A 26,753-nucleotide genomic window follows, 5' to 3' on the forward strand; every position below is an offset into this window, starting at 1 on the left:
ATAAATTCAACAAAAATACAATCACTTCTCTTCCCACTTTTTCAACTTAAGCCCTACATCAGTAACTTCCTCTAAAATAGGCTTACGCATTCCATGCGTTAAAGACACTTTATAACTCCCACTTACAGGGAATTTTCGATGCTGCATAAAAGTTGATGTGGTAGTAATAATAGTTCCTGAGTTTTTTCCTAACCAATAGCCGTATTCATCTGCTAACTGCACCTCCAATGTATCTCTACGTGTTTTTCCATTTGGGAAGGTTAAGTCAGAAAATAAATAAATATTACTCCATTGATAGTTTTCGGTATTTCTTACCAAAACAGAAAAATCATAATAATTAATCGTATCCTGAATCTCAAATTCGAAATGCAAAGTATCTGCCTCTCCCCATGTTGAATGCTGGATCGTTTTACTCTGATTAAACAGCACCCCTGATTCTCCACAAGAATGTGACAAAACAGAGAGTACAGCTAATAGAAATACATTAACTTTTTTTATCTCCTGAAGCATTTGCATTTCCTTTAGGTTTGTTATTATTTCTATTCTGGTTTGGTTTACGATTCCTGTTATTAGGTCTAGCATTTTTCTTTGCTCCATTTTGAGCTTGCCCACCTTCTTTTCTAGGATTACCTCCTTTAGGTTTATTATTATTCCTTGACTTATTTGAGTTATTCGCTTTTGGTTTTCTGTTTGAGTTATTGGCCTTGGGCTTATCTTGTCTGTCTTTAGAATTTTGATTTTTATTCCCAGCCTCTGCCCTACGCTTGTTATTTCTATTTTTAGTGTTTCTATTATTTCTCTTTTTCTTAGCAAACTGCTTATCAAAACGTGTCAAATCATCTTGTCCGACCACATTTTCATAAGCTGGTTCTACTTCAACAGCTTCAACTACAGCAAAGCTTTTTAAGTCTTTTGGAATTGTTCCTTTTTTATTCAGTTCTAACAATTCAGTTACACGATCAACCTCTAATGGCACGATATTATTTTGTCCTTTTTCAGTTTGAACCAAGTACCACATCATTCTTCTAAAAACATCTGTTTTTATATGAACTGCATTACCATTTTTCGTTTTAATTTGTTTACGGGTATCAGGAAACATTTTTAAAGCATCTGCATATTGATCTAGCTCAAAATTTAAGCAACACTTTAACTTTCCGCACTGACCTGCTAACTTCTGAGGATTTAAAGACAGCTGTTGATAACGAGCTGCACTCGTAGAAACCGTTCTAAAATCAGTTAACCAAGTAGAACAACACAACTCTCTACCACAAGAACCGATCCCACCTAAACGACCTGCTTCTTGCCTTGCTCCGATTTGCTTCATTTCTACTCTTACTTTAAAGCGATCGGCGATTACTTTTATCAACTCTCTAAAGTCTACACGTTGATCGGCTGTATAGAAAAATGTTGCTTTCTTACCATCAGCTTGATACTCTACGTCACTAATTTTCATCTCGAGACCTAGCTTGATGGCCATTTCTCTTGTTTCGTGCATTGTTTCGTATTCTCTTCCTCTTGCTTCTTTCCAAGCACTAAGATCTTGTTCGGTAGGTTTTCGATAAATCTTTTTTAGTTCTCTATATTGAGTTTTTTCTTTTTTACGTTTCATTTGGTGGCGCACCAACTCACCTGTGGTCATAACCACTCCTACATCTACTCCTGGAGCTCCTTCAACAACCACAGAGTCTCCTTTGTATAGCAAAAAAGATTTATCATTTCTATAGAAGCCTTTTCTTCCATTCTTAAAGCTTACTTCTACAACATCGAACCCCTTTTTCCCATTTGGCGCTGGCAAATCAGCCAACCAATTAAACACCGACATTCTTTCACAGCCTCCAGATGAGCAATTTCCATTGCTTTTACATCCATTTGGCACTCCATCTGCCGTTTTATTATTTGAACATGAACTACATCCCATGATTATTATCTCTCTTTTATACTAAAGCTATTTAAAATTAATAGTTTCAGTAAAATAACGTCATTGTTTTTATTACAAAACAATCATACATTTAAACATCATCTCTTCAACCTGAGATGATTTGCTAAGTTAAACATTTATTCTGCAATTATTCCTAGGACTTTCAAAATATCCAATCCATTCGAATACAGAAACAGCCCCAACACAATTACCAAGCCCACCATTTGAGCATTCATTAAAAACTTCTCACTTGGTGGTCTTCCTGCAATCATTTCATAAGTCAAAAAGACAATATGCCCTCCATCCAACATTGGTATAGGTAACAAATTAAGAAAAGCCAACATTATTGATAAAAAGGCTGTTATACTCCAAAAAGCATCCCAATGCCATTCTGCTGGAAACAGCCTTCCTACTGAGGCAAAACCTCCTACAGCAGTAGAACCTTTCTTTGTAAAAACAAACTTAAATTGAGCGATATAATCTTTCAAAGTCCAGTAAGCTTGACTTACCCCTCCTGAAAGACTTTCCATGAGGGTATAATTTTTATTATGTACTTGAAATTTATCGAGTACATCTGTTGGCAAAACTCCTATCCTCCCTAAAGAATCAGGTTGTATCGTTAACAACTCTATTTGCGCTCCTCTTTTAACCTTAATAGCTACTTCTTCATTTTTTTTATCCTTTAGGTTTTTACGAATGTCACTCCAATAATTGATCGGAGTATCATTTATCGCCACAATCTCATCTCCTTGTTTAAGACCTGCTTTTGCAGCTGGAAGACTATCCACAACAATAGCTATTGCACTACGGTAACGAGGCATAAAAGGCATTTGTATATCTTTTTGAAACATCATTTGATCGGTATTCTCGGGTAAAACAATCGTTTCTACATTTCCATTTTCATGTTCTACCTCTAACACTCTAGCTCCTCTAAGAAACAAATGTTTATTGACATCTAGCACAGATAACAGCGCTTCTCCATCAACCTTTAAAATTTTATCCCCATCTCTAAATCCATATTGTTCAAATTCTTCATGAACCGTCATCCCATGTGTTAAGTCATCGTTTGCAATATAATCTTCCCCCCAAACAAACAATAACATCGCATAGAGGACAATAGCCAAAATAAAATTAACAACTACACCTCCAGACATTACAATTAACCTTTGCCAGGCAGGCTTTGAGCGAAACTCCCAATCTTCGGCTGGTTTCGATAAGTGATCTGTATCCATACTCTCATCTATCATTCCCGCTATTTTTACATAACCTCCAAGTGGTAACCAACCTATTCCGTATTCTGTATCTCCCTTTTTAAACTTAAACAGAGAAAAACCTGCATCAAAAAATAAATAAAACTTTTCAACCTTTATTTTAAATAGGCGAGCAGGTATAAAATGTCCTAGCTCATGTAATATTACTAATATTGATAAGCTCAATATTAATTGAGCTGCTTTTATCCAAAAATCCATATTCTAAACTTACTCTTCACAAAAAAGAAGAGCAAATATAACTTTAATCCATTAGATAATTTGTTAAGTTTTTTTAATTCATAAAAAAGCCGTTGTTGACAAGATCAAACAACGGCTTTATAATTATTTTGCTCGCTTTTTAATACATTTTAGGTGCTTGCTTATATTTTGCTGGAACCTCACCAGTTAACGAGTTTAAAAAAGCTGTTATATTTTCGATTTCCGAAGAAGATAATGTTTTCCCTAATTGTGTTCTTGCCATTATTTGGACTGCATCTTCTAATTGATCAACGCTACCATCATGAAAGTAAGGAGCTGTCTTTTCAATATTTCTAAGAGACGGAACTTTAAAGATAAACTTATCTTTTTCTTCACCTGAACTTTGGTACTTTCCATAATCTACATGCTCACTCCCAGTTAGGGAAACATACTCTTCAAACAATCCAAACTTTTGCAACTGCTGCCCACCTAAAACAGCCCCTGAATGACAAGAAACACATCCTACTAAGTTAAAAGAAATAAACCCTTTCTTTTCCTGTAAAGATAATGCACTGTCATTTCCTGCCAAGAACTCATCAAAACGAGAGGGAGTAATGAGCTCTCTCTCAAACACTCCTATTGCCTTTTGAAGGTTTTGATAGGTCAACGCTTCTTCCTCTTTTGGATATGCTGCTTCAAAGGCTTTAACATAGGCTGGAATTCCTTTTAATCGAGTAACTAAAAACTCCTCATTAGGAATCGCCATCTCAACAGGGTTCAATATTGGCATCCCCGCTTGTTCTTCCACATCTTTAGCTCTACCATCCCAAAACTGACTGGCATGAAGTGCTGCATTTAAGACTGTTGGAGAATTTCGATCTCCATTCCCCCCTGCATCACCAGTTGATGTAGCCTTATTATCGACACCATAGGTTGCTAGATTATGACATGAATTACAACTGTTATTCCCCTCCAAAGACAACCTTGTATCAAAATACAAATGATGACCTAATTCAACTTTATTCGTTGTTCTTTTATTTTCTGTATTGATTGACTGAGTAGGAAGCTCCTCAAAATTTTCGGTATATTTTCTTGCTGACAAATCATAGGCTAAATGAGGGCTGACAGCTGTAATAGCACTTTCTTCTCCACAACTCACCAAACCTAAAGCTACTCCTAGTATTAAAATTATCTTTTTCATCTGTTTTTATTTTTTCTTACATGACAAAATTATGACAGACAAAGCAATCAATCAAATAGATAGTTTTTATAATACTATAAATATTTTTTATAACGTTATTTCTTATAAACCTCCACTTCTTTATTCAACAACCAATCGAGTGCTAAAGCACTGTTTCCTGTTATTTTTGTAAGATAATAGCTATAACTAATAAAAGCTTCTGCATCTTGAATTGGCTCCAACATGACTCGATTTTCTAGATAATTCGAATGCAAGAAAAAAGCATTTCCCTCCTTTACATATAAATACCCCACATGCGCGTCTAAACCAACAAAATACAATCCATCTGAGAAATCTAAGAAAAACGACCATTTTATTGGTTGAGTATCACGTTCTATTGCAACGACTAAAGTTGTATCTATTGCTAGGCTTTTGGCTTCATTATAGGGGCCCTGTTGTGCTAGCCAATAACGATTTAGTTTTATTCCCATATGTTTTAACGTTGTAGACACAAAGTAACCACACGCAATACTCCCTTGTTGAGGCACAGCAGTATGCCCCTCAAAACCCCATTTGGTTCCATACCAATGCGGAACAATGTTATTTAATAAGACTTGGCTAAAAATCTCTGAAACAGTGTCTAAAAATTGTTCTTTAGCCACTGAGTCTTTTATTCCTAGATAAACTGCTTTTAAGCTGTCTCTAATTTGAACGGCTTTACGCTTTGCTCTTGAATAAGTAGACTCTGTACTAAATACTAATCCAGATGCCGTCGAGTCGATTACTCCTCTTTGCTGAAGACTTAATATACCTGCTTGATTTTTACCAACGAATTGTGGACTATTATAAAAATCGGAACATGAATAAAGGTTGAATGGAATCAAAATCGAGAGCAATACCTTAACTAACATCATAAAATAATTTATTATGCTAATTCAATAAAGTTCAATTGGTACGCTCCTACCTTTTGACTTAATACTCTAAAAGGTTCTTTTTAAGGCTTCCGTTTTTATATAGTTTGTGAGCGATGAGCTTACGGCCTTTTGAATCATAGACTTTCATTTCCCCATGCTTTTTTCCCTCTTTGTAGCCAATTTCTGTTTGATTTTTACCTCTTCTTGTATAAGTTTTCGAAACTCCATCTAGCTTTCCATCTTTAAAGCTATTTTCTGTAGCAACAATCTTTCCCCCTGGATAATAAAACTTCCAAACTCCATTTTGCTTTCCATAGCTATATACACCTTCACTAGCTAAAGCTCCACCTTGAGGATCATAAGACAACCATTTCCCATGTTTATAACTTTGTACGGCAGGACTTGAATTGGCAATTACAATCGTATTCTTTTTCTTTGGCTTTTTTAGAGCGGCATATACCCCTTCATCTTTCAACACTCCTTTATCGGTCCAAAACAACCACTTTCCATCTTTCATATCCTCTTTGTAGCTCCCCTCGTACCTTTTTTTATCATTAGGATACCACCCTGTCCAAGTAGCAGTCATCTTACCTTTATCATAAGAACCTCGATCTTTCATGATTCCATTTTCATACCACGAAGTCCAAACTCCTTGCTCTAGTCCTAAGGTATACTTCCCCTCAAAAGCTTCTTGGCCGTTTTCAAACCACGAAGTCCACAAACCTTCCTTAAAATCATTTTCATAAGTCCCAGTTTTCCATGGCTCTCCATTATTATAAAAGAAATTCCACTCGCCTGTTTTTTTTCCATTCTCATAATCTCCTTTGTAGTACAATTGCCCATTAGGATACCAATAATCCCAATGCCCATGTTGTTCTCCATCTTGAAAAGGGCCTATCATATCTTTGTTTCCATCGTTAAAATAATAACTCCATACTCCATGTTTTTCCCCTTCTTTATAGATTCCATCAATTACCAGTACTTCATTGGGATTATATTCTTTAAATACGCCATCTTTCTCTCCCTCTTTATAGGTCGTAATTTGATACAATGTATGTGACACAAAGTTCCACATTTTCCATTCTCCATCTTTTAACCCATTGACATACGCTCCCTCTAGCCTAACAGTTCCATTGGCATTCCATTCTACATACTTCCCATTTAACAATCCATTTTTGTAGTTCTTTTCAACTTTTGGCCTTTTTGAGGTATACACTTCTTTTATACTTCCGTTTCCTCCAATTACGGTTTGTTTTCCCTCTTTATCCCAATAGCTTAATAAATACTCTCTTGCATCATTTTTTTTATACTCCAATGTCATTTTAGGTCTACCATCTGCATGAAAATATTTCCATTGACCTATTTTCTCTGGTTCTATATACGCTAACTGTCCCCAATATTTATATGGTTGCAGTAAAATACTATCGGGCAATTGGGCAAACGCTCCTTTTTCTTGAACTTGTCCGTTCTCGTAATAACTTGTAAAAACACTGTCTTGAATTCCAAACTTAAAGTAACCTACATGTTTTATTTTCTCATTGGGATACAACTGAGTTACTTTACCATGGTATTTTCCATTGACATAAATTGATGATTCTTCTACCGCCCCATTTTTATACCAATAAGTCCATCGCCCTGTTTTTTGACCTACTCCCGAAAAACCACTCACATTATAATGTCCTCGACTTCTTAGCATCGTACTATCTCTATCCCAAAAAGTAGTGACTAATGTACGTTCTAGTCCTCCTTTAGTAAAATCTTTATCTGTTTGGGCATAAAAATTAATGACCAACAGGTGAATAACCAAAAATGCTATTAAACTTACTAATTTCATATGAGTTGTATAACTGTATTTTAAAGATAAGGTTACAAATCCCATTCCTTTTCACCTTATTGAGACTTTAACGACTTCCAAATTGTTGTAAAATGCTTTTTTGTTTCATAGGAAAAATCAGCATTCATTAGCCAACCATAGTACCCTGGCTCTTGTTTAAACACCTCTGTTACTAACTTACCTTTATGTTTCCCAAAATTAACAATAGGGTTATTCTGTTCATCTAAAGCAATACGTTGTGCAAAATCTAACGTTTTATTGCCCATTTGAGTAAATTCACTTAAAAAATCTACATTATTTTCTAGTTCAGAATAACGCTCCAGTTGTGCTTCTAAAACTTCTACTGTAGCTAAGATATCAGCTTCAGCTGAATGGGCATTCTCGATTTCTTTTTCGCAATAAAATTTGTAAGCAGCAGATAATGTTCTTTGTTCCATTTTATAAAAAACATTTTGAACATCAACTGTTTTTCTATTCTTCATTTCAAACTCAAATCCAGCTCTGTAAAACTCTTCCAACAGCAATGGTATATCAAATCGATTGGAGTTGTACCCTGCCAAATCAGCATTTGCGATAAAGTCAATTAGTTCTTGCCCTATTTCTTTAAATGTTGGTGCATTAATCACATCAACATCATAAATTCCGTGTATTTCAGAAACTTCAAGGGGAATAGGAATTGTTGGGTTTATTTTTTTGACGTAAGTTTCTTTTTCGCCACTTGGATAAACCTTTACAATACCGATTTCTACAATTCTATCTTGTGCTATATTCAACCCAGTTGCCTCTAAATCGAAAAAAACAATTGGTTTTTGAAGTTGTAAATTCATTCGTTTTAATATTTACAACAAAGGTCTATTTTTTTAGGAAATTAGCAAGGTTATTCTTTCCCTTATTTACTCAAGGTAAATGTTTTCATATTCATCCCTTTGTCGCTATCAAATTCAGAAACTTTAAGTGTTTGTGTTCCTAATTGATATCCTGCTGCTTCTATTTCAAGCGAATAAACTCCTGGTTCTAAAATCACTGTAAAGCTTCCATTTGGGCTTGCTTTGTATTCTCCTACAATTTCATCATTTTTATCAAAAATTATGATAAAACCATCTTTAATTGCTGCGCTAGACGTTGCATCTTTCACATTAAAGATAAACAATGCAGGTTTTTTTTCAACCTCTTCTAATGTAACACGATAAATATCTCTATCTCCATACCCCTCTGGTCTAACAGCAGTAAGGTAAGCATGTTTCATATCGTCTGAAAATTGGATGACTTTATCATCGTATGAGGAGTTTAAAGGATACCCTAAATTTTGTGGAGACTTCCAACGATTAGTTTTGGGATCCCATTCGGTTTTATAAACATCATACCCTCCAAGACCAGGATATCCGTTAGAGGCAAAATAAAGCGTTTTACCATCTTTAGATAAGAAAGGAAAATCTTCATTCCCGTCTGTATTTAATGAGTTTATTGGTTGAGATTCTGCCCAAGACCCATCTGGTAATTTCCTGGTCATAAACAGATCTAACCCTCCTTTACCACCTGGCTTATTACTTGCAAAAAGCAACGTATTTCCATCAGCAGATAAAGATGAAGCTGTTTCAACAGCCTTTGTATTTACCCCTTCTTTTATTTTCTTTTTACGAGCATAGTTGGCTCCACTCTTTTTAGACTCATAAATATCTCCTGCATCTTCAATATTATCGAAATAAATAAACATGTGTTGACCATCATCAGAAAGACTAACACATTGCTCATCATAACTTGTATTTAATGATGTCACAGGCTTAGCTGGTGAGAAACTAAACCCATTAAACTTAGTCATAAAAATATCTGAAGGGTAATATCCATCAAACTCTTTTCCTCCTTTACTTTCTTTTCGACGCGAGGTAAACACTAAAATCTTTTCATCTTTAGATACAAATGGAAAATAATCTGGATATTCTGAATTAATTTTCTCTCCCATATTTTCAAATTTTACTGGGATTGGATTTTCGTACAACTCCTTAGCTAATTCATATCCAAAAATTAAACTTTCTACCTTATCCCCAAATTCACCTGGTGACTTTTTATATTCTTTCAATGCAGCAATTGACTTATCGTATTCATAACGATGGGTATATGCTTGCGCTAGGTAATAATAATATTCTTTATCTTTCTTCTTTAACTTCCCCAATTTTTCTAAGTAATGCACTGCTCTACTCCTATCGATCTCTGTTCTCAAATAACAAAGCGCAAGATTAAACAGATACTTCCCATTGGTCGGATCAACTTTCAACAGCTTTTTATATTGCGGAATCGCATCTAAATAATTCGTTGTTTTAAACAAGTCATCAGCTAAACGTGGGTCTACCTGACCACGAATCATAGAAAAACTAGAAAAAACAATGAAGACGATATATAGTATTTCTTTTTTCACAATGCTCTGTTTTTATGGGTAAATAATAAATGGTTTATTGCAATTAAGATACCAAAATTTTATTTACAAAAAAACCCCTAGGCGAAGCTAGAGGTTTTAAATATACAATTTTTTCAATAAAAACACTACATAATCGTTATTGTGTAGGCTGTTTCATTAGATTGAAAGCTAAACTCACATCTTCTGTTTAACTGTCTATTTTCTTCATTATCTGATCCATCTGGGTTTGCATTAGGAACCTTAGGTTGAGATTCTCCATACCATTTAATAACTAGATCATTCTCACTTATCCCTTTCTTTTTCAAATAATTAAACGCACTTAGTGCTCTTTTCTTAGAAAGTTGCATGTTATAATCTTCTGTTCCGATCCAATCGGTATGCCCAACAATCTCTAATGAGAAATCTGGATGAGACGACATGTAGTCATAAATTTTATCTAATACATCTTTAGAATTTAACCTTAAGAAGAACTCATCAAAATCGAAGTATATTGGGTTCAATTCAAAATTAGTCGTACTAACTTCTGCTACATCAGTCTTCTCTTTTGACGTTTCTGTTTCTGTCTCAGTTTCTGTTTCTGCCTCAGTTACAGCCACTACTGCTGCTTCTTCAATATTCAATAAGTCTCTAACAATGGTATAAAACTCATTTTCACTGGTATCTATTGTACTTAAATAATCTGAATACAATTCATCTTCGTCAGTTAATTTCACTTGATAAGTAAAGGTACGTTCTTCTTTTCCATCTTCAGAAGACACATTATCTATCACAAACTCTCCCTCTTCATTTGAGACTACTGTTGCAACCATTTCTTTTTTATCATTGACTAACATTGCTTCTATACCGGTTAATTTTTCTTCACTAACAACCGAACCACTCTCTACTGTTTTCCCCAATAATATTCCTTTAGCCATCACACTATTTTCAGAGTTATTAGGCTGGTTTCCATAATAGCTCATCTTTAAATCTTTTTCATTGATTAATAGTCCATAACCACTTGTTTCTTCAAGCTGACTAAAGCTAAAACCACCATCTTTATCTGTTCTTGTAATCTGTACAATTTCATTTTGTGCATTTACCAAAGATACTTCAACATCAGCTGTTGTTAGGACATCATTATGAACTAATTTTCCATAAATCCCCTTATTAGCGTTAGCTTTTTGAGCTGTAATTCCTTCTTCAAAATTAGTCAACCCAAAAGTTCGCATTGTTTCTGCTTTTACATCAAACATTGCATTTTGGAAAACAGCTTCTTTAGCAACTAATTGTTCTTGCTCATTGACATCATTAAAGTGTACTTCTTGGAACAATTGGTATACCTCACATTGTTTTGGTATCTCTATGGTATCTCTAAATGGTCTACTCAAATCCCAATCTGGATTGGTAATTTCTAAATAGTAAGTATTATTAGGCGGCAATACCATCAAGTATTTTCCTGATCTACGATCTGACTCCCATTGCCCCACTTCCATTCCTGTTTTTGCATCATAAGCCTTGATTGTAACAAAAACTGGCTGATTAAATTCTCCAACATACGCTAAACCTCTAATCTCTGTATTGGCAATATTATCACAATCATCTGGAAATTGATCTCCATGTTTCACCCATTTCTGTCCATCAGAAACGTAAATATCATCTCCTGACTTATCGTAATAAATTGTTCCTTTAGCTGCAATTTCTTTTGGAGGCCCTTTTGTTTCTAGCAACCCTTTATCTACAACTTTCCAAGCTGAGCCATCACTAATATACATATCTCCATTTAATGAATTTAAGTACAAGTCTCCACTTCTTCCAGCTGTTTCAGGTGTCCCCTCTCCTTCTTCTAATCCTCCTTTTTTATTTTGCCATCTCTTCCCATCAAAAACGTAGGTGTTCCCTGTTCTTACATTTACGAATACAGAACCTTTATCTGCGATTTCATTAGGAATACCTCGACCAATGGTTACATCGCCTTTTTGCGGCTTCCAATTTCCTAATTCATAGACATAAGTTTTTCCTGTTTCCTTATCGACATAGATATCACCACTTCTTCCTTCTTTGACTGGTAAACCACTCCCGTAATCAATTCCGCCTCCATAATCTTTCCATTGATTATCTTCTTGTCTAGCAAAAATATTCGCGTTATCAGTATTAATATAAATATTTGCTGGTATTACTGGAGGTTCTACAGGAACCCCAGCTCCTGATGCAATTCTTTGTTTTTTGACTGCCCAGACTCCATCTTTACTTTCATAAATATCACCTGTAGCTTTATCTAAATAAACAGCATCGTTCTTAACTTTATAAGCAGGTTTACCTAATCCAGCAAACAGCTGCATTTCATTTCTTGCAGGAGTTGGATAAAACTTATAAATATCAACATCACCATATCCATTCGCTCTACTTGAAGAAAAGTAACCTACATTGTCTACACTGTCTTGAATATAGTAAATATCATCTCCCCCAGAGTTGTATGTAAGACCTACATTTTCTGGTTTAGACCACTTTCCGTTCTCCATTTGAGTGGATTTAAAAATATCATATCCACCAACCGAGTTGTGTCCTTGAGAGGCAAAGAATAACTCTTTCCCATCGTTAGACAAATAAGGTGCATCTTCGTTCAACGCTGTATTTAAAGTACTCATATTAACAGGTTCAGACCAGCTGCCATCTGTTTGTTGAGTTGCATAATACAAGTCCAAACCTCCTTTTCCTCCTTTACGAGAACTTGAGAAGAAAATAGTTTTCCCATCTTTAGTTAAAAACGCACTTGGCTCTCTTCCTGTAGAATTTACGGTCTTTAGCTCAACTGGCTTTCCATACTTTCCATCTTTTTTGGTAGAGACTAATACTCCATTATTTTGATAGATATATAATTTTTCATCGTTATCTGAAAATCCAATTACTCCATCATGTTTTTTGGTATTAATTTTACTTGAAAAGAAATGATTCGCTGAATCAACATTTACTTTATCGACCCATTTTCTATCCTTTTTAGTACTGATATAAATGTCCTCATATTTTTTATTATCGTGATACAATTGGTCTCCTGTATTCTCACGATCTCTTGTTGTAAATAGCAAAGCATCACTTTTAGAATTTACAATCTGACCATATTCGGCATATCTAGAATTAATTCTACCTCCAATATTTTCTGCCGTAATGTGTTCGTTTGCCTTAGTTTCTTGAAGCGCAACCCCATTATTACACATTTCAATTAAATGGTCTACTTCTAACAAAATAAAAGAACCTTCTCTATTTAATTTTGTAAACTTTTTAAAGGTATTGTAATGCTCTATTGCTGTAGAAAAATTATTTAAATACTGGTGTGTTTTCCCCAAATAGAGAAAAATTTCAGAAATGGTATCTTTCTTAGAGTAAGCTAACGCATTATTAAACATCTCCAAAGCTTTTTCTCTTTGGTAGTATGAGTTATAATGCGCTAACCCTGACTCAAAATAGTACAAAGATTGTTTACCATCTAACTTTATTAAGTTTGAATAAGCAAGTTTTGCATTTTCGTAGTTCCCCTGCGTTAACTCCTTTCTTGCTTTTTTCAATATTTTTTTTTCTTCTGATGATTGAGCAAATATCCCACTGCTCAACATAACAAAAATTAAAATTAATAAACTGTAGTTAGATAATAATTTCATAATTAGTTTTTAGAATGCCTTGATCATGATGTATTGAAATTTGGCATACTTTTCTGTCTTTTTGAAGTCCATTGAATACTTTGGCCCTTGAACCACTGAATTCACTGACAACAATTTAACCTTTGACAGGTCTACGCCATTATCTTTCAATACTTTTAATAAAATTTCTTTTGCTTCTTCACTTCTTTTCTTTGCCAATAAGTTATTGTTTTTGAATGTTCTTGTAGGAACGGTAGATGCACTTCCTTCTACTTCTACATTCGCATAACCTCTTTTAGCGATAATATCTTCCACTCCTTTAACGAAAGCTTTAAATCTTTGCTCTTCTGTTCCAATTCCTTTTTCGTTATAACCATAGAACTTTTGGAAAGAAACTTTTTGTACTACAACATCTTCAACACATGGTATTGGCTTAGTATAAGTACTTACCACCTTACCTGATTCATCTAACTTTTTAATTATTAAATTTCCACAAGCAGAATTATCTTTTAAATCAGCTTCAAAAGCAGGCTCATTTCCTGATGGCAATGCTTTGTCTGCAAAGAATCCATTCTCATCCAATACTTGATAAAATACGACCTTATCTCCATCTAAGAAATTCACTCTACCTTTATTCGTATATGGTTGATCATTTACGAACAACTGGTATTTAAATTTACTAGTTGTTTCCAATTCATTTACAGGAACTTTTGTTTTATCAACAACGTCTACAATATCTGTATTATTTGGCTTGTTAATTTGATCTAACGCAACCCCATCTAAAGAAATAACTTTATTAATTTCTTGGTACCCTGATCCACAAGGCACTTTCATTTCTGTCTCATAGAATGTTTTTTCATCCCTAGTATACTCTACAAAATACTCATGACAAGGTGTTAAGTTAAACACATAGGCTCCGTTTCTTCTATTAGGCTTATATTCAATTGGATCGCCATCTTCGGTAATATCTGTTACCCAAATCACAATTCCATCAGGAATCTGCCCCTCTGTTCCCGCATCGATATAACCTTTCAAAATGGCAACTTGTGGCTGTTCTTTTCTTTTTAAATCAATGGTATAAATATCTTTTTCTCCAATACCTCCAGACTTAGCTGATGAAAAATATCCTCTTTGCCCATCTGCTGTTGTTGTAAAAAAGATATCATCATTAACTGAATTTAATGGGTATCCTATATTGAATGGAGTAGACCATTTATCTCCTTCTATGTTGATTGAATAGAAGATATCAAACCCTCCCATACTGTTTTTACCATTAGAACTAAAGTATAGTGTTTTTCCATCTGGGTGGAAGAATGGTGCGTCCTCATCATAAGGTGTATTAATTGGAGCTCCAATATTTAATGCTTTACTCCATTCACCTGTTGGCAATTTAACACTTCTATAAATATCTCTTCCTCCCATTCCTCCTGGTCGGTCACTTACAAAATATAATGTTCTTCCATCTGCTGATATTGTAGCATGTGTTTCCCAGCTATCGGTATTTATATCTGAGTGCATTTCTCCTTTCCCCATAGAAACAGGCACTGAATATCCATCACCTTCTCTTTGAGACACATAGATATCTCCATTACCAACAGATCCTTTGTAAATAAACAATTGTTGCCCATCTCCTGACACACTAATTGTAGCTTCGTTTGTTTCAGGTTTTCTGTCTCTACTAATTTCGCCTAGTATCTCAGGCTCCATCCATTTTCCTGTTTTTAAATCTTTGTAAGAAACATAAACATCTTCAAAATATTTACCATCTTGATAACTGTACAAGCCAAGGTTTGTAGAATCCTTTCTTAATCTACGTGTTGTAAAGAACATCGCACTTTCATCTAATGTAACTACAGGACTATACTCATCATATTTTGAATTTAAACCATCTTGTATTAACTCTATCTTAAAGTTTTTAGGATCCCCAACCATTTTCTTAGCAATTTGAGCTTGAGCAACCCCTAAAGCTGCTTCTGGTTGCAACACATGTTTGCTGTGTGCTGTCTTTTGATAAATAGCATAAGTTTCCAAAGCTTTATCTAATTGTTGGTTAATGTGATAAGCTTTACCTAAGTAATAGTAAGTTTCAACTGGAGCTTTTTTCTCCATAAAAGAAAAAGGATCGTATGATTTTGAAATATCTTTTTCTGCATCTTGTAAATATGGCAATGCTTTTTCTCTTTCGTTCGCGATGTTTAAGTAACACAACCCTGCCTTATAATTCACATTTCCATTCCCCTCTCCGCTTTCTATGATATTGGTCCATATTTTTGCTGCATATACATACAAATTTTCAGACATCAACCTACTGGCTGTTTCAAACTTTTCTTTATAATTTGCTGATTCTAAAGATTTCTCTAGTTTTTCTGGATCGAAATCCTGAGCTGTAGAATTAGAGATAACACCAAAAAATAGTGCTAATAGTGTTAAGATGTTTAAAATGTAAGTTTTCATTATACTTTAATTTTTGTCTTGTGCTTCTAAATCAATTTCAGTTTCAGACTTCTAATCAGATTCAAAATTAGAGATTGATTTTTTGATTACAAGAGGTTATGGTTTGGATTTTCAACAGTTAATTGTTGTAAAACCTGTTTTTTCTTTTATAATTGAGGCGTTAGAGGTAAGTTAGTAGCCCTATATAACGAGAAAAACAGCTATTATTTACAACAGCTGTTTTTCTCGGTTGATTTTTTTGACTAAAGTTCTCGATTGATGTCAAATTGCTCTAAATAATCGGCTACTCTTTTTACAAAGCTACCACCTAAAGCTCCATCTACAATTCTATGATCATAAGAATGAGATAAGAACATCATGTGTCGAATTCCTATAGTATCACCTTGAGGCGTTTCGATTACTGCTGGTTTCTTGCGTATCGCCCCTAAAGCTAAAATTGCACTTTGAGGTTGATTGATAATTGGTGTCCCCATTACATTTCCGAATGTTCCTACATTAGTTACAGTATAGGTACCTCCTTGAATTTCATCTGGAGAAAGCTTATTGTTTCTGGCATTATTTGCCAACCCATTTACTTTCTTAGCTAGACCTGTTAAATTCAACTGATCTGCATTATGAATTACTGGAACAATTAAATTTCCAGACGGAAGAGCTGTAGCCATTCCTAAATTAATATCTTTTTTAATCACGATATGATCTCCATCCAATGCTGAGTTCACCATTGGGAAATCTTTTAAAGCTTTTATTACAGCTTCCATAAACAATGGAGTGAATGTTAACTTTTCACCTTCCCTCTTTAAGAACTCATCTTTCATTTTATTCCTCCACATCACGATATTGGTCACATCAGCTTCGACAAATGAAGTAACATGTGGCGATGTTTGAACAGAGTCAACCATGTGTGTAGCGATTAACTTCCTCATTCGGTCCATTTCAACGATTTCATCATTTGGACCTGCTTTAACTGGATATTTATTGGCTACTTGAGGTTTAGGTGCTGGCGCAGCTTCTGCTTTAGGTTGAGCAGCAGGCTTAGACTCTACTTTTTGAACTTGAACATCAGAACGATTCTCTAAATAACTTAGGATATCTCTCTTTGTCACTCTATTCCCTTGTCCTGTTCCTTGAATTTGTTCTAGTTCTGTTTGTGAAACCCCCTCTTTTTGAGCGATACTCCTTACTAATGGAGAAAAGAACTGTCCATTACTTCCACTTTTAGCAATTGTATCATTTGAAGCAATTGGTGCCATTAATTCTTCCTCGACCTTTTCTTCCACTACAGTTTCCTGAGGCGCAACATTCACTACTGTTTCTTCTCCTTCAGCTCCAATAATAGCAAACACAGCTCCAACCTCAACAACATCTCCCTCATTATATTTTTTCTCTACTAGAATTCCCGAAACTGGTGCAGGAACTTCAGAGTCAACTTTATCTGTAGCAATTTCTACAATTGGCTCATCCTCCTCTATTTTATCTCCAACTTCTTTCAACCAAGTGGTAATTGTTGCTTCAGCAACACTTTCTCCCATTTTAGGTAGTAAAACATCAATGTTTGCCATTTTTTTATCTCTTATTATTTGTTATATTCTTAACTTAAACTAGTCTCGCAAAAATAGTCTTTTTTTTATGACTTAACAACTAAAACAGAAACAAATATCTCGCTAAAACCAAACGACTTAACCTCCCAAAAACCTTAGATTCCCTAATACTATCTTTAAATCTGTTGAAACATTATAATCTTTGGCATAAATCATATTCAATTTATAAAGCCTTTCTGGAGATTGCTCCTTTTCACGGGTTGTTATTTTAAGCACTCCCTCTTTGATTTTTGGCAACTTTAAATCCTCTCCTGTAACATTAAAACCTACCCATGTCCTTTTACCAACAAATACCTGAAAGCAATTTAAAACAAAACCTATGGGTTTTCTTTGAATCAACATCACTACTGGAAAAAGAACAAACAGAAAAGCTGAAACAAGCATATCAAACACCCTTTTATTCCTAACATTTTCTGGTTTTGTAATATTATTTAAATCCAATAAATAAATATCTCCTGAGGTGTGGATCGAGTTACTCCCAATTAAAAACAAACTATTGGGTTGCGCTATTTTGAAGTCGACATTTTCTTCAACACTAACATTAGACATTTGGTGAATAATTTGTTGTGCAGTCATGTCTTTTGCACAAAAAATAACTTCATTAATTTTATTGATATGAATAAAATCCTCTAGTTGATTAATGATTCCGTCATATTGAGCGTCCTGATTCTGATTAGTCGGAGATATATTGGCTAAATAACCAATATTCGATGTTTGCTCCAATATTGTTTTTACACGTTCTGTTTCTTCGACACTACCGACAATCACAAACCTTTTTTTTGTTTCTGCGCTTAAGTCAAATCCTTTGACCTTAAAGAGATGTAACAAACCTCTTGTCCCTATATAAGCAAAAACGGTCGTTAAAAACCCTACAATAATGATCAACCGAGAAAACTGTACCGTTTTAGGCAACAAACCATAAACCATTAATATTACAGCTGTTCCAACCACCCCTCCTTTTAATATCTTTAGTAATTTTACAGGTTTATCATACCCCCCCATAAAGAACATTGCTAACAACCAAACCAACCCATAGATGGGCAATGCTATATTTAGCAAGGACTGCTTAAGCTCGACAGGCTTAACTTCTTGATAAAAGTAAGCGACCACAAACAACAACGCAACAGAAAGTGCATAATCAAACAAAGGTAAACTTAGTTTTTTTACAATTCGATTCAGAATAGCAATAGAAGCTCGAAAATAAATGGCTATTTTAATCAAAAAAGAAAACGTATTTGCATGAGATGAAGAAAAGTGTTTTTTCGCAAAAATGATCATCGCATTATAAAATACAAACACATAGTTCACTGAACTTTTTTTGGTACTTTCTCCTTTGTAATGTATTATTTTAGTTTTGGGATAATAATAATTTTTATACCCTCCTAATATGATTCGATAGGATAAATCTATATCTTCTCCATACATAAAGAAATCTTCATCAAGCAAGCCTACTTTATCGAGGGTTTTCCTCCTCATCAACATAAAAGCCCCAGATAAAACCTCAATTTCATTCACTTCATCTTTATCTAAATACCCTAAGTGATACCTCCCAAACTTCTTTGATTTAGGAAACAAATTGGAAAGTCCAAAAATTTTATAAAACGCGACATTTGGAGTCGGCAATCCCCTTTTTGACTCTGGTAAAAACACTCCTTTTCCATCAATCATTTTTACCCCAAGGCCTCCAGCATCTTTATGCTCATCCATAAAGGCAACTACTTTTTCGAAAGTATCTTCTTCAACAACAGTATCAGGGTTTAACAACAATACATACTCTCCTTTTGAAACTCTTATTGCCTGATTATTTGCTTTTGAAAAACCTACATTTTGTTTGTTCTCAATCAAAATAACCTCAGGAAACTTCTCTTTGACCATTTCTACAGAACCATCTATAGAGATGTTATCTACCACATAAACTTCAGTTGCTACATTTTGGGATGCCTGCCTAACAGATAACAAGCACTGCTCTAGGAAGTGCTCTACATTATAATTGACTATAACGACTGTTAGTTTCATGGTCTCTTTTTTACCTACTTTTTTCAAAATAGACTACAAAAAAACGAATAATATTTTATTATAGTATATTCCTCGGTTATTTTATAGCCACATGAAATAACGCATCCCCTTTTACAACTACAGGATTATTACGATGCCCTATTAATTTACCTTTGTATTTTGAACGAATTATTTCTTTTTTTGAGCTATTTATTTGATTAACTTCTCCTAACACTTCTCCCTTTTCCACGTAATCTCCTGCTTTCTTCAATAATAAAAACACTCCTGAAGAAGGACTTCTCATCCACTTAGACTCTTCAAAAACTTCAGACTCATCTTTAATAAGCTTCCCCTCTATCACTCCATAGTGCATCAGTATATTATTGATAATTTTAAGTCCCTCTGCTATTGAAAAATTGTCTAACCTTAATGACTCCCCTCCTTCATACACCACCAAAGGTTTATCGTTAAGCAACGCCTGTTTACGGTGTGATTTTGCTATTGCATTCTTTTTAATTATCAGTGGTACTCCAGAAGCCTTAGCTAGGGCTAGCGCCTCTTCATCTTCTTTGGTGACTCTTAACTGAGGGTAATTATACAGACTTGCTCCTCCCGTATGGAAGTCCACTCCAAAATCAACCCACGGCAATATTTCGTTAGTGATTTCATAAGCAATCAACGAAGCTAAAGACCCTGATTTTGAACCTGGAAAACTACGATTAACATCTTTCCCACTTGTTTCTCGAGCGTAATTTATAAACCCCAATGTATTAATTAAGGGGATAGCAATGACCGCCCCTTTTTTTAGGTTAGAAAAACTCTTTTTTTCTATTGCTTGCCTTACAATTTCTACCCCATTAATTTCATCACCATGCAATCCACCAGCAAACAAAACAGTTGGTCCATTTTCTTTTGCTAAAAAAACATGCACATCAATCGTCAAACTCGTACCTGAAGGCAAGGTTGAAATTGGAATTTGAACACATTTATACGTTCCTTTTTTTATTTTTTCTCCATTTATTTCCATAGAATCCAATTTACAATCAAAAACACTTCATCATCACTTAACGACTCTAAAAGTAGCATTTTTATTGAGGTTACCACCAAAAATCATCAATATTGATGATAAAAAAACATTCGTTTTGACGGAATTTAGCACCAGAAATAAAACTAAATATTATGAAAAAACTATTACTTATTGTTCTCACAATAATTAGTCTTAATTATTTATTTGGACAAGGCTATTATTATCAGTGGCATCAACAATTAAATCGACTAACCATCACCCAAACGACTGAAGATGCCAATGGAAACCTTTATCATATTGGTCATTATTCTATTAATCCAGACTTAGAACCTGGAGCCAATTCAAATAATTACTCATCCAATGGACAAAATGACTTTTTTATCCAAAAAACAGATAACCTTGGAAATTTAATCTGGGTTAAAACATTTGGAAGTGCTGGTCAAGACTTTGCAGAAGACATTGTTATTGACAACCTCGGATACATTTATATCACTGGTAGCTTTAGCGGCACATTAGATTTTGACCCTTCAAACAACATATACAACAGAGCATCAAACGGAGGAACAGATGTTTTTATACTTAAATTAAATTCTTCTGGAGATTTGACATGGATTAAAACACTAGGAGGAACTGAATATGACGAGGGAAATTCAATAGACATTGACAACTCTAACAATGTCTACATTACAGGAACATTCAAAAACAGTGTTTATTTTGATCAAGCGAACTCCGCTCACCAACTTACTGCATCAACATACAATCCCTACATCCTTAAATTGACTTCTGGAGGAAACTTCACATGGGTAAATACATTCAACTGTAGTTCTTTTTCCTATGGTGAACAAATAAAAATCGACAACAATAACAATATAATAACATTAGGAAAATTTCAAGGATCTATTGATTTAGACCCATCTTCTTCAACAACCAACATAAACTCTAATGGTTTTTACGATCTATACATCAGCAAAATTGATGAAAACGGGAACTACATTTGGAGTAACAGTATAGGAAGTAGCGGAAACGAATACCCATACGACATAGAATTAGATAACAACAACAATGTATACATACAAGGTGGATTTGGTGGAACTATAGACTTCGACCCTTCTTCTAACACTCACAACATAAACAACTCCATTCAAAACCAAGTTTTCGTTCAAAAAACAAATGAAGACGGAAGTTGGAACTGGACTAAATCCCTAGACGGGTGCACCCCTAAAAGACTCTCAATAAACAATGACAAACTATTAGTAAACGGTTTATTTTCAGGAACAGTAGACTTCGACTACAGCTCAGGAACAGATATAAAAACATCCAATGGAGGAGATGATATTTACTGTGTGAAAATTGACACTGCTGGAAACTTCGAACAATCATTCACAATAGGAAACTCCAGTAGTGATGATACTTATGAAATCAACGTTTTTAAAGACTCAAGTTTTATCTTATATGGTTTTTTTCAAAGTAGTTCAATAGAAGGTAATCCTGAGGGCAACTCCACCCCCATTCTATACTCTGACGGAGGAAGTGTTTTCTTTACAAAATACCAAATATGTACTCCAACTAATACAACCATTACTCAAACAGCTTGTGAGTCATATAGCTCTCCAAGCGGCAATTACACATGGAATAGTTCTGGAACTTATTTTGACACCTTAACCAACATATCTGGATGCGATTCTGTAATCACTATCAATTTAACAATTAACAACAGCTCTACATCTACCGACATTCAATCTGCTTGTGGAAGCTATACTTGGATTGACGGCAATACTTATACCACCAGTAATAACACTGCTATTTATACCACCACCAATGCTGCAGGGTGTGACTCCATAATCACGCTTGACTTAACTATCTTAAACAGTTCAACGTCTACTGATACCCAAACCGCTTGTGGAAGTTTCACTTGGTTAGATGGCAATATTTACACTACAAACAACAACTCTGCTACTTATACCACCACCAATGCCGCTGGGTGTGACTCCATAATCACGCTTGACTTGACTATTTTAAATAACACAACGTCTACTGATACCCAAACCGCTTGTGGAAGTTTCACTTGGTTAGACGGCAATATTTACACTACAAACAACAACTCTGCTACTTATACCACCACCAATGCCGCTGGGTGTGACTCCATAATCACGCTTGACTTAACTATTTTAAATAGCACAACGTCTACTGATACCCAAACCGCTTGTGGAAGCTATACTTGGGTTGATGGTAACACTTATACTACGAACAACAACTCTGCTACATATACCACAACAAACACTGCGGGATGTGACTCCATAATTACTTTGAATCTAACGATACATAACGTTGACACCTCTGTTACCCAAAACAACTTAACGTTAACAGCAAATGCTAGTGGCGCACAATATCAATGGTTCGAATGTAATAACTCCACTGCTCTAATGGGAGAAACGAACATCAGCTTTACCCCAACTACTAGCGGGAACTATGCGGTGGAGATCACCACCCTTGAAGGTTGCGTCGATACTAGTAGTTGTTACACCGTTTTGAACACTTCTATTCATGAGATCAATAAGGCTATAAACATATTCCCTCAACCTTTCCAAACGGACTTTAATATTTCTTTTGAAGCCGCAGAAGAAAGAACAATCACATTGTATGATCTCAATGGTAAAATTGTTTTCTCTAAAATCACAACAGAGCAAGAGATTAACATTAGACCTACTCCAATAACAAGAGGAACCTATATTTTAAACATCATAGACAACAATTCTACCAACAACTATACAATTGTTAAACATTAGTCCCCCATGCTGGCTAGCTATACTTTACACAAAACATAAATGCTAGCCAGCTATTTTTTTATCTTAAAAACTTAAATCATGCAAGAAAACATCGACTACGTAATTGCTCAAAATGCTACTTCAGCTGGGCAGGCTGGGCTAGCTACAGTAAACAAAGGAACGTTTATTGGAACAAAAAACTACCTATTTTATATTCCATCAAAAGAAGAGGAACACTCTATGAGAGCAATCACAACCACAACCAACTATTTTGATGGTAAAAGTATTGAAGATTTTCTTATCGATAAACTCCATGAAAAAGCTTTAAATGTAAAAGATTTTGAAACTTATATGCTTACTGAATTTTCAAAAGAAATGCCCTCTGCCCTGATTCAGAATCTAAACGAAGGTATTGAACAACTAAAAGTCACAGCCTCTTGGTTAGGAAGCGGGGTATACACTAATGAAACAACAAGAAAAGTAGGGTGGAAATCTTTCGTTCAAAAACTGGGTAAAAACAAAAAGGGCATTCAATTATTTTATAGTAATCACAGTAAATTTGTAAAGAAGTAAAATTACATTTACGTTTATAAACACAATTCTTATGAAAGTCAATACAATATTTTTATTCCTCTCCTACATCGTTATTAGTTGCGGACCATCTGTTGAAGAAGAAATTAAGAAATATGATGAACTTGCTAAAAAAGAAGCGGAAGAACATGATAGAGTACTAACGGAATTAACTCATAGTTTCCAAAAAGACAGCCTTGAAATACTTACTAAAGGCCAAAATAGAATTTTAGAATTAGCTGATATATTCAATGCTTTAACCAACACTACTCCAAAAACCATAAAAAAAGAATTGATCCTTGATGCTACTACCAAAAACAAGAACATTCTTTTTTACCACAACTCTATATTTGAACTGAACTCACCTAGAACTATTAATAATTTTGACTCTAAAACATTTGATTTAATCACCCATTTTACCCAACAAGGAACCTATCCTTTTCAGGCTGATCAAACAGACATCAATTATTCAAAAGAAAATTTTAATGCATTTAAACAAAACTGCAAAACGTTTGTAAATGCTAAATACGCTTTAATACAATCTGACCTGGAGGTTAAAGCACCACAACTTCAAGACAGCATGTTTACTGAAGGCTATTACAAAGGCCATGCAGCTTTGATAGATATCGATAGTAAAACTGTAATTGATAATTTTGTTTTTGAAGCCAAAAGCAGTACAGAAATACAAAATAACAAATACTATATAAATGGTAAGAGCGCTGACGAATCTAACATTAGTGATGAGCAGGCCTTAATCAATGATTATTTTGAAAACATTTACTTAGCTCTAGACAAAGAAATTAGTGAACGCTACACACTTAATGGAGCCTTACCTAAACTAATCGTCAACAATTAAAAAAACAAATAACTCCAAAGCCCCAGTATTAAACCAGACATTCCGATCCAACCAAATAAAAATGTTTGAAAAAAGGAATGCCCTTGGTTTTTCTGGTAGTTAGCAGAAATTAACGCCAATACTAAAGCCATTCCTAAACCTACTATTAGGAAATATGTAGGCACTTGCATAAGCTAAGCTTCCTTTTTCAATAAGTAATAAGCATTAACAACCAATATCGCTACATTGGTTACTATAATTGGAATCGACCCCAACATAAAACCATACGCCACAAACAAAGCGCATCCCACAGAATTCACAACTCTCAACACCTTAATGTCTTTCATTAAAAAAGACACTAACACCCCCAGAGAAGCCGCATAACCTACCCACTCTGTTAGTGTAATTCCAAATATTTCCATTTTTTTATTTTTTAAAAACTATATGTTACCCCTCCTAACAAATTAAATGTATAAACAGGGTATTCTAACCAATGCTGGTATTTTTGACCAACGATGTTATTTAAATCTAAGAAAGCCGACAGCCTCTTATTATAACGGTATTCAATACCTAAATTTGCATCAAAATAAGGTTTTAAATCCGTAATGTATTTTCCTTCTGAATTTGGAGTGACTCCTTCTATTGGATTTAAACTATAAACTTTTCTACTCCCTACCAATCTAAAATTAGCTTTTGCAACAATCTTATCTGCTAAATCGTACATTCCCAAAATAGCCACTTCATAATTGGGCAGATTCCAAGCATGCGCCTCTTTAAGGGTAGAATAATTGTAATAATCTCCTTTTAAATACAGCTTGATTTTTTCGTGAAGATGGTACCCTAATTGTGCTGATAAAGTTGTTTTATCTATAGAGTCATATTCTACGTTAAACTTATTTTCGTAACTAAACATTGTATCATTAACAAACAAAGCAACATTTCCTAATTTTTCGTATTGAGCTTTTAAGTTAAATGAAACTGTAGCACTAACCGACCCTTTGAACCCACCATATAAATTAATGCGTTGGTTGGTATTTCTAAACCCAACTGTTTGACCTAAATAATTGGTAGAAACACTTTCTAGAACATAAGGATTTACCTTTCTAAAAACATTAAAACTATTTTGTTGCAGCCCTCCTGTAATCCCTGCATAAGGAACTAAAATATCATTGAACAAACTATAGCTAGCACTCAAATCTGGATAAAAGAAAAAACGTGCTTCACTAGTCACCTCCATGTGAACTCCAACTCCTGCCTTTGCTAGCAACTTCCCTCTTCTTGTTTTTATAAAGGGATTGATTTTGAAAACCGCATTTCCGTATTTCGTTTGGGTATCAGGAGAAAGAACCACCGTATTTATCGGACTAAAAACAGGCTGTTGGAGATGATTAATACCTAAACTTACGTCTGCACCTGCTTCTTCTCTACCTACATATTTATAGATATTCGATTTTATTTTAAAATTATTTTCAGCAATTCCTGTTTGCCCATTCAAATAATAATAATCGACATGAGAGGTATGACTTACCTTAGCACTATCTTTATGCATACTCTTTAAAGTCCCAGAATAACGAATCGTTTGGTACACTTGTTTAGTCGTATCATCGTTTGTGCGATAAACTTCTGGAATTAAAGTATCTGAACTTGAGAATCCATAATAATGATATTTATTACGTTCATAATTAATGCGATTATCGAAGGTATATTTTTTAAAAAAGTGCTTATAATATCCCCCAAACTCATTATCACTAAACAGGTTTGCTCCTACATTTTTAAGGTTAGTTAATGAACTATGGTGCTTAACATTTACCCCCCATGAATTTCTTTTTGAACGATTCGAGCTATAATAAGCATCTAAAAACGGCATGGTGTAAGTTCCCAAACCTACTTTCACATATCCATTATATAGTTTATCTAATGGTTGACTAATTTTCAACTTAGCGGCTTTTATCGGCTTTGTCTCAAAAGTAACTTCATGATAAGTGGGCTCGATATAATACTTTACTTCAGGGATTTCTATTACAGAATCATTTAATTGAGGTAATGTATTTACTTTTTCTGATTTGGTAATGGTACGCTGATAATCATCCACAGCGATATGCTCATTATTTCCCTGAGCATAAAACCAAGTAGTTGTAAACAAAACAACTACGACAGTAACGATAGTTAGTTTAACCTTTCTCATAATTGT

19 protein-coding genes are annotated in these 26,753 nt (G+C 34.5%); 3 read left to right on the plus strand and 16 right to left on the minus strand.

Annotation, left to right across the window (positions count from 1 at the left end; genetic code table 11):
• Window positions 1–21: 21 nt before the first annotated feature.
• The 13 genes from N4A35_16670 to N4A35_16730 form a co-directional block, all read right to left on the minus strand.
• Window positions 22–510, minus strand: coding sequence for a gliding motility lipoprotein GldH (locus N4A35_16670; protein MCT4583046.1), 489 nt, complete (start codon window positions 508–510; stop codon window positions 22–24).
• On the minus strand, window positions 485–1,918 hold the full coding sequence (locus tag N4A35_16675) for a hypothetical protein (protein ID MCT4583047.1): 1,434 nt from the start codon (window positions 1,916–1,918) through the stop codon (window positions 485–487). Before N4A35_16675 ends, N4A35_16670 begins: the two co-directional genes overlap by 26 nt.
• A gap of 137 nt (window positions 1,919–2,055) precedes the next feature.
• Window positions 2,056–3,387 (minus strand): RIP metalloprotease RseP, encoded by a 1,332-nt coding sequence (rseP, locus tag N4A35_16680; GenBank protein ID MCT4583048.1) that lies wholly within the window; start codon window positions 3,385–3,387, stop codon window positions 2,056–2,058.
• 139 nt (window positions 3,388–3,526) lie between these two features.
• A complete protein-coding gene (locus N4A35_16685) occupies window positions 3,527–4,567 on the minus strand; it encodes a cytochrome-c peroxidase (GenBank protein ID MCT4583049.1) in 1,041 nt (346 codons plus the stop codon).
• A 95-nt stretch (window positions 4,568–4,662) separates the two neighbouring features.
• Window positions 4,663–5,460 carry a hypothetical protein gene (locus N4A35_16690; GenBank protein ID MCT4583050.1) on the minus strand — a complete coding sequence of 266 codons (798 nt, stop codon included), beginning with the start codon at window positions 5,458–5,460 and terminating at the stop codon, window positions 4,663–4,665.
• Window positions 5,461–5,518: 58 nt separating this feature from the next.
• Window positions 5,519–7,294, minus strand: coding sequence for a hypothetical protein (locus N4A35_16695; protein MCT4583051.1), 1,776 nt, complete (start codon window positions 7,292–7,294; stop codon window positions 5,519–5,521).
• A 56-nt stretch (window positions 7,295–7,350) separates the two neighbouring features.
• Window positions 7,351–8,121 carry an exonuclease domain-containing protein gene (locus N4A35_16700; GenBank protein MCT4583052.1) on the minus strand — a complete coding sequence of 257 codons (771 nt, stop codon included), beginning with the start codon at window positions 8,119–8,121 and terminating at the stop codon, window positions 7,351–7,353.
• Between the two features lie 62 nt (window positions 8,122–8,183).
• On the minus strand, window positions 8,184–9,707 hold the full coding sequence (locus tag N4A35_16705) for a tetratricopeptide repeat protein (GenBank protein ID MCT4583053.1): 1,524 nt from the start codon (window positions 9,705–9,707) through the stop codon (window positions 8,184–8,186).
• Between the two features lie 125 nt (window positions 9,708–9,832).
• Entirely contained in the window at window positions 9,833–13,339 is a 3,507-nt protein-coding gene (locus tag N4A35_16710; GenBank protein ID MCT4583054.1) for an OmpA family protein, read from the minus strand.
• 9 nt (window positions 13,340–13,348) lie between these two features.
• Entirely contained in the window at window positions 13,349–15,772 is a 2,424-nt protein-coding gene (locus tag N4A35_16715) for a hypothetical protein (GenBank protein MCT4583055.1), read from the minus strand.
• A 242-nt stretch (window positions 15,773–16,014) separates the two neighbouring features.
• Entirely contained in the window at window positions 16,015–17,331 is a 1,317-nt protein-coding gene (locus tag N4A35_16720) for a 2-oxo acid dehydrogenase subunit E2 (protein ID MCT4583056.1), read from the minus strand.
• Between the two features lie 117 nt (window positions 17,332–17,448).
• Window positions 17,449–19,386 carry a glycosyltransferase gene (locus N4A35_16725; protein MCT4583057.1) on the minus strand — a complete coding sequence of 646 codons (1,938 nt, stop codon included), beginning with the start codon at window positions 19,384–19,386 and terminating at the stop codon, window positions 17,449–17,451.
• A gap of 76 nt (window positions 19,387–19,462) precedes the next feature.
• Window positions 19,463–20,392, minus strand: a complete 930-nt coding sequence (locus tag N4A35_16730; GenBank protein MCT4583058.1) for a succinylglutamate desuccinylase/aspartoacylase family protein — start codon at window positions 20,390–20,392, stop codon at window positions 19,463–19,465.
• 152 nt (window positions 20,393–20,544) lie between these two features.
• On the opposite strand from N4A35_16730, the gene N4A35_16735 reads away from it, so the two are divergent.
• The 3 genes from N4A35_16735 to N4A35_16745 all read left to right on the plus strand — a co-directional run bounded on the left by N4A35_16735 (window position 20,545) and on the right by N4A35_16745 (window position 24,583).
• Window positions 20,545–23,178 carry a T9SS type A sorting domain-containing protein gene (locus tag N4A35_16735; GenBank protein ID MCT4583059.1) on the plus strand — a complete coding sequence of 878 codons (2,634 nt, stop codon included), beginning with the start codon at window positions 20,545–20,547 and terminating at the stop codon, window positions 23,176–23,178.
• Between the two features lie 78 nt (window positions 23,179–23,256).
• Window positions 23,257–23,730 (plus strand): hypothetical protein, encoded by a 474-nt coding sequence (locus N4A35_16740; protein ID MCT4583060.1) that lies wholly within the window; start codon window positions 23,257–23,259, stop codon window positions 23,728–23,730.
• A gap of 31 nt (window positions 23,731–23,761) precedes the next feature.
• Window positions 23,762–24,583 (plus strand): hypothetical protein, encoded by an 822-nt coding sequence (locus N4A35_16745; protein MCT4583061.1) that lies wholly within the window; start codon window positions 23,762–23,764, stop codon window positions 24,581–24,583.
• On the opposite strand, the gene N4A35_16750 is transcribed toward N4A35_16745, so the two are convergent.
• From N4A35_16750 to N4A35_16760, 3 genes are read right to left on the minus strand one after another with little or no spacing between them, the layout of a single operon-like run.
• Window positions 24,580–24,747, minus strand: a complete 168-nt coding sequence (locus tag N4A35_16750) for a hypothetical protein (GenBank protein ID MCT4583062.1) — start codon at window positions 24,745–24,747, stop codon at window positions 24,580–24,582. The genes N4A35_16745 and N4A35_16750 overlap by 4 nt on opposite strands.
• Window positions 24,748–24,756: 9 nt before the next feature.
• Window positions 24,757–24,984: a YgjV family protein gene (locus N4A35_16755; protein MCT4583063.1), complete on the minus strand. Its 228-nt coding sequence runs from the start codon at window positions 24,982–24,984 to the stop codon at window positions 24,757–24,759.
• 11 nt (window positions 24,985–24,995) lie between these two features.
• Window positions 24,996–26,747, minus strand: coding sequence for a hypothetical protein (locus N4A35_16760; GenBank protein ID MCT4583064.1), 1,752 nt, complete (start codon window positions 26,745–26,747; stop codon window positions 24,996–24,998).
• Window positions 26,748–26,753: the final 6 nt, after the last annotated feature.

The sequence above is a fragment of the Flavobacteriales bacterium genome, assembly GCA_025210295.1.
Lineage (GTDB): Bacteria > Bacteroidota > Bacteroidia > Flavobacteriales_D > Parvicellaceae > S010-51.